Source organism: Verminephrobacter aporrectodeae subsp. tuberculatae At4, from assembly GCF_000193225.1.
In the GTDB taxonomy this organism is placed as follows: domain Bacteria; phylum Pseudomonadota; class Gammaproteobacteria; order Burkholderiales; family Burkholderiaceae_C; genus Acidovorax; species Acidovorax aporrectodeae.
Window position 1 is genome coordinate 1 of record NZ_AFAL01000531.1, and the last position, 1,347, is coordinate 1,347.

Below are 1,347 nucleotides of genomic sequence, written 5' to 3' on the forward strand. Positions count from 1 at the left end.
GCGAGCGCGCCCGCAGCGGCGGCCAGCGCGTTGTGCAGGTTGTGCCGGCCGGCGATGCGCAGCCGCGCCGCGAGCGGGCCCTGCGGCGTGTTCAGGGCCAGGCTCCAGGCGCCGCCCTGCCATTGCGCGGTGCGGCAATCGAGCGCGCCGCCCGCGCCAAATTCCAGGCATGCGCGCCCTGCGGCGAGGCTGCGCCACAGCGCCGTGTACGCGTCCCCCGCCGGGAACACGGCGCTGCCGCTCGCCGGCAGGCTCGCCAGGACCGCGCCGTTCTCGCGCGCCACGGCGTCCAGCGTCTGCATGAACTCCAGGTGCTCGCGCTGCGCGTTGTTCACCAGCGCCACCGTGGGCCGGACGCTGGCCGCGAGTGCGGCGATCTCGCCCGGGTGGTTCATGCCCATCTCGACCACCGCCACGCGGTGCGCGGCGCGCAGGTGCAGCAGCGTCAGCGCAACGCCGATGTGGTTGTTCAAATTGCCCTGCGTGGCGAGCGCCCCGGCGCCGTGCCAGGCGCGCAGGATGGACGCGATCATCTGCGTCACCGTGGTCTTGCCGTTGCTGCCGGTGACGCCGATCAGCGGCAATTCGAACTGCGCGCGCCAGCCCGCGGCCAGCGCGCCCAGGGCCGCGAGGCTGTCGGGCACCTCGATTCCCGGCAGGCCCGCGGCCTGCAACCCGCCCTGGGCCAGGGCCGCAGCGGCGCCGCGCGCGCGCGCTTCGGCGAGGAAGGCGTGCGCGTCGAAGCGCGCGCCCACGAGCGCAACGAAGAGATCACCCGCCTGCAGCGTGCGCGTATCGGTGTGCACGCGCAGCCAGGGCGTGGCGCCATCGCCCACCAGGGTGGCCGTGGGAATGCGGGGCAGCAGCAGCGCGTGCGCCTGTTGCAGGGTCAGCATGGCGGGGGGCGGCGACCTTGTCATCATCGCCCTGCCCCGGCTCCGGCGCACCGGGCCTGCAACGCGCTCTGCGCATGCGCCAGGTCGGAGAAAGGCCGGCGCAGGCCGGCTATCTCCTGGCTGTCCTCGTGGCCCTTGCCGGCGATCAGCAGCACGTCGGCGGGCGCGGCCCCGGCAACGGCCTGCGCGATGGCTGCCGCGCGGTCGGTCTCGGCGCGCACGCGGGCGCTGCCCCGGTCCGTGCCTTGCAGAATCTGCTGCACGATGGCCGCCGGGTCTTCGCCGCGCGGGTTGTCGCTGGTCACCAGCACCTGGTCGGCGAGCCGCTGCGCCACCGCGCCCATCAACGGGCGCTTGCCGGCGTCGCGCTCGCCGCCGCAGCCAAACACGCACCACAGCCGGCCACCGCGCCCGGCCGCGAGCGGGCGCAGCGCCTGCAGGGCTTTTTCGA

The 1,347-nt window shown here is 75.1% G+C and carries 2 protein-coding genes; both read right to left on the reverse strand.

What is annotated here, in order from left to right; genetic code table 11:
• Positions 1–896, reverse strand: an 896-nt coding sequence (locus tag VTU_RS0117935) for a Mur ligase family protein (protein ID WP_010106763.1), incomplete at its 3' end; no start/stop codon positions are given.
• 23 nt (positions 897–919) lie between these two features.
• Positions 920–1,347: glutamate ligase domain-containing protein (locus tag VTU_RS0117940; protein WP_010106764.1), on the reverse strand; the 428-nt coding region annotated here is incomplete at its 5' end.